The organism is Actinomadura meyerae, from assembly GCF_900188445.1.
Classification (GTDB): domain Bacteria; phylum Actinomycetota; class Actinomycetes; order Streptosporangiales; family Streptosporangiaceae; genus Spirillospora; species Spirillospora meyerae.
Window position 1 is genome coordinate 1 of the sequence record NZ_FZOR01000090.1, and the last position, 5,006, is coordinate 5,006.

Here is a 5,006-nt window from a genome sequence, read left to right on the forward strand (position 1 = left end):
AGGACGCCGGCGAGGTGTGCGGCGGTGATTTCGCCGATGGAGTGTCCGGCGAGGTAGTGGGGGGTGATGCCGTGGTGGGTGAGGGTGTGGTGCAGGGCGGTCTGCACGGCGAAGATTGCGGGTTGTGTGTAGAGGGTGGTGTCGAGGAGTTGCGCTTGAGGGCTGTCGGGTGGGGCGAACAGAACGGTGTGGAGTGGTTCGGGGAGGTGGGGGTCTAGAGCGGTGATGGTGTGGTCGAGGTGGTGGGCGAAGACGGGGTTCGTGGTGTAGAGGTCGTGGCCCATGTGGGGCCATTGGGAGCCTTGGCCGGTGTAGAGGAAGGCGAGTTTGCCGTTGGGGTCTACATCGGGTGGTGTGACGGCCAGGCCGGGCGCGGGCTGCCCGCTTGTGAGCGCCTGGAGCGCGGTGCGGAAGTGGTCAATATCGGTTCCGGTGATGGCGGCGCGGTGGTGGAAGGTGCTGGTCCGCCGCTCCAACTGAAGCGCGACATCCACTGGCGTGAGTTCGGGATGCCGGTCGAGATGGTCCAAAAGCTGGTGGGCTTGGGTGCGTAGCGCTTCTGGTGTTTTGGCGGAGAAGCGCCAATCCACTTGTGCTGGCTCGGACTCGTTGATGGAAGCCTGGACGGGTTCGGCTTCAGGCGCGGGTGCCTGTTCGAGGATGAGGTGGGCGTTGGTACCGCTGATCCCGAATGACGACACAGCAGCACGCCGGGGCCGATCATGTTCAGGCCATGGCCGCGCATCGGTGAGCAATGAGAGTTCGCCCGTGCTCCAGTCGACCTCCGGATTCCCTTCCTGTGCGTGAAGGGTTTGAGGTAGATGGGCATGGTTGATGGCTTGGACCATCTTGATGACGCCTGCGATTCCGGCGGCAGCTTGGGCGTGGCCGATGTTGGATTTGATCGAGCCGAGGTAGAGCGGTTGGTCGCGGTTGTGGCCGTAGGTGGCGAGGAGTGCGTTGGCTTCGATGGGGTCGCCGAGTGCGGTGCCGGTGCCGTGGGCTTCGACGGCGTCGATCTGGTCGGGGGTGAGGTGGGCTTTGGCGAGTGCTTGTTGGATGACGCGTTCTTGTGAGGGTCCGTTGGGTGCGGTGAGGCCGTTGGAGGCGCCGTCCTGGTTGATGGCGGAGCTGCGGATGACGGCCAGGATGTGTCGGTTGTTGCGTTGGGCGTCGGAGAGGCGTTCGAGGAGGACGAGGCCGGCGCCTTCGGCGCCGACGGTGCCGTCGGCTGCGGCGGAGAAGGGTTTGCAGCGGCCGTCGGGGGCCAGTCCGCGTTGGCGGCTGAACTCGATGAACAGGCCGGGTGTGGACATGACGGTGACGCCGCCGGCCAGTGCGAGGTCGCATTCGCCGCCGCGCAGGGCCTGCGCGGCCAGATGCAACGCCACCAGCGAGGAGGAACACGCGGTGTCGACCGTCACCGCCGGGCCCTGAAGCCCCAGCGAGTAGGAGACACGGCCGGAGATGACACTGGCCGCACTCCCGTTGCCGATGTGCCCTTCGTAATCTTCCGGTGCTTCGATAAAACGGGCGCCGTAGTCGTGATACATGGCGCCGGCGAAGACCCCGGTCCGGGTCGCTTGGAGACTGATCGGGTCGATGCCCGCCCGTTCGATGGTCTCCCAGGCGACTTCGAGCAGGAGTCGCTGCTGGGGGTCCATGGCGGTGGCTTCGCGGGGTGAGATGCCGAAGAAGGCGGCGTCGAACTGGTCGGCGTCGTGCAGGAACCCGCCTTCGCGCGCGTAGGACTTCCCGGGGGCGTCGGGGTCGGGGTCGAAGAGGGCGTCCAGGTCCCAGCCCCGGTTGTCGGGGAACGGGGTGATGGCGTCGCGGCCCTGCTCGACCAGTGTCCACAGGTCCTCGGGCGAGGCGACCCCGCCTGGGAATCGGCACCCCATGCTGACGATGGCGATCGGCTCGTCGCGTGCGACCGTGGTGGCGACCGCGGCGCCGGGCCTGTGCTCCCCCTGGAGCCGCTGGTGGAGGTGGAGGGCCAGGGCTTCGGGTGTCGGGTGGTCGAACACCAGCGTGGCGGGCAGTCGCAGGCCGGTCGCCTCGGCGAGCCGGTTGCGGATCTGTATGGCGGTCAGCGAGTCGATCCCGAGGTTCTTGAAAGCCTGCGCTGTCTCCACCTGTTCGGGGCGCTCATGACCCAAGACCGCCGCCGTGGTGGCGCGTACCAGGTTCTGGAGGCCGTCTTGGTCGAGGACGGTTGTGCCCGGTTCGCGCGCTGCGGGAGGCGCGGCGGCGTTCCGCCTCCGGAGTTTCCTGACGTTGAGATTGGCGGGGACCAGCACGGGTTCGGCCGACACAAGGGCACTGTCGAAGAGGCCGAGGGCCTGGTCGACGGTGAGCGGAGCCAAACCGGACTGGGCCATGAGGTGGTGGTCTGTCTCGGTCAGGTGAGCGGTCATGCCGCTTGCCCGGCTCCAAAGCCCCCACGCGAGACTGACCGCGGGCAGGCCGAGGACGCGTCGATGGCGTGCGAGGCCGTCCAGGAAGGCGTTGGCCGCCGCGTAGTTCCCCTGCCCGGGAGAGCCGAGCGTTCCGGCCAGCGAGGAGAACAGGATGAACGCGCTGAGGTCCTTGTCCTTGGTGAGCTCGTGCAGATGCCATGCCGCGTCGACCTTGGGGGTGAGCACACGATCGAGCTGGGCGGCGTCGAGCGCGGTGACGGTGGCATCGTCGATCGTCCCGGCCGCGTGGACGACGGCCGTGAGGGGATGCTCGGCCGGGATGTCCGCGAGCAGCATGGCGAGCGCCGTACGGTCCGAGGCGTCGCAGGCAGCGATGGTGACCGAGACGCCCAGCGCCGTGAGCTGCGCCTCCAGCGCGTCGGCGTCAGGAGCGTCGGGGCCGGAACGGCTGGTGAGCAGAAGCCGCCGCACGCCGTGGCGTTCGGCCAGGTGCCGGGCGATGATGGCGCCCAAAGTCCCGGTGCCGCCGGTGATCAGGACGGTGCCGTCTGGATCGAGCCCATGGCCCGCCTCGCCCTCGCCGGTCCGGACGTGGCCGAGGCGCGGGGCCGACACCTTCCCCTTGCGGATCGCCAGCTCGGGTTCGTCCAAGCGGAGCGCCGTGTGCAGCGAGGCGGAAGAGGCCCGGTCTCCGTCGATGTCGATCAGGACGATGCGGTCCGGATGCTCGGCCTGGGTGCTGCGGATCAGACCGCGGGCCGCGGCCTGCGCGAGATCTTCGATCCGGTCGCCGGACCCGGTGACCACGGCTCCGCGCGTGACGATCGCCAGCTGGTGATCGGCCAGCCGATCGTCCGACAGGAACTCCTGGAGGAAGGCCAAGGTCTCGTGGATGACACGGCGGGTCTTCCCGATGGTGTCAACGGCGGAGTCATGGGGGCACGGCCAAACCAGGAGGTCGCACGCGGGAGCGCCGTCATCCAGGGAGGCGACGAAAGTCGCCAGGTCGGGGACCTGTTTCGTGGCACCGTCCAGACCGAGCGGGCCGGGCTCCTCCACGCGGACCAGGACGAAAGGACGTGCCTTAGCGGACCTGGCGCCGAGCTTGAGAGGCTCCCACACTCGCTTGAACAGAGGCCCTTGCCGGCTGGTGTCCATGTTCGCAAGCTCGGCGGGCTCGATCGGCCTGGTACCGAGCAGGCCGACGCTGGCGACGAGGCGATCCTGTGCGTCCGTGACCGTGATCCGGTACTGCCCGTCCCCCGTGGTCCGCAGGTGTGCCCGGACGGCGGTCGCGCCGGTGGCATGAAGGGAGACGTCCTGCCAGACGAATGGCAGCCGGACCGGCTCGTCCCCGGGGCCTGCCGGGATCAGGATGTGGAGCGCGGCGTCGAGGAGGGCGGGGTGGATGCCGTATCCGGTGGTGTCGGTGTCGTCGGGGAGGGTGATCTCTGCGTAGAGGTCGTCGCCGTGCTGCCAGGCGTGTATGAGTCCCTGGAAGGTGGGGCCGTAGTCGTAGCCGCGTTCGGCGAGCCGGTCATAGAGACCTGCGAGGTCTCGGGGCGTCGAACCGGCCGGAGGTGACGAGTCGGCCGCGGACACCTCGGCAACCGTCCGCGGTGCGAGCGCGCCGAACGCGTGCTGCGTCCATGGGCCCTGGCGATCGGCCGGCCGTGAGTGGACGGTGATGGCGCGCCGGTTGTCGTCGCCGGTGGGTTCGACGGTGACTTGGAGATCGACCGCGCCCTGCTCGGGCAGGGCCAGCGGACTCTGGAGGGTGAGTTCCTCGATGTGCGGCGATCCCGCCTGCTCGCCGCAGTGGAGCGCGAGGTCGACGAACGCGGTGCCGGGGAACAGAACCGTGCCGTGCACCGCATGGTCGGCCAGCCAAGGATGAGTCTGGAGCGAAACGCGGCCCGAGAAGAGGACGACACCGCTGTTCGAGATTTCGGTGGCCGCGCCGAGAAGAGCGTGCTCTGGGGAATCGAGCCCGAGGTCACCGGCATCACTGACTTCGCGTTTGGCGTGCAGCCAGTGGGTCCGGTGTTGGAAGGGGTAGGTGGGGAGGGGTGTGGTGTGGGGGTTGTGTGGTGTGTAGAGGGGTGTGTAGTTGGTGGTGGGGAGTTGTGCTGTTTGGTTGAGGAAGTGGGTGTGGGGTGGGTGGTTGCGGTGCAGGGTTGCGACGACCTGAGCATCAGGGTGGGTGTGCTGGATGGCCGGAGTGAGGATGGGGTGGGGGCTGATTTCGATGTAGGTGGTGTGGTCGTGGTGGAGGTTTCGCAGGGTGGTTGCGAAGTGGACGGTGTTGCGGAGGTTGGTGTGCCAGTACTCGGCTGTCAGTCCGGTGGTGTCGAATTTCTGGCCAGTGATGGTGGAGTAGAAGGGCGTGTTGGCGGTGGTGGGGGTGATGTCGGCCAGTTCGTGCAGGATGGTGTCGCGGAGTGTGTCGACGTGGGGTGAGTGTGAGGCGTAGTTGACGGGGATGAGTCGTGCGTCGACGTCCTGTGCCTTGTAGTGGTCGACCAGTTGGCGGATTGCGTCTGGGGCGCCGCTGATGGTGGTGCTGGTGGGGCTGTTGATGACGGC

Annotated in this window: 1 protein-coding gene; it reads right to left on the reverse strand. The window is 67.9% G+C overall.

The window, feature by feature from the left end:
* On the reverse strand, nucleotides 1-5,006 hold a 5,006-nt coding region (locus tag CHF16_RS38920; protein WP_143228368.1), incomplete at both ends, for a type I polyketide synthase.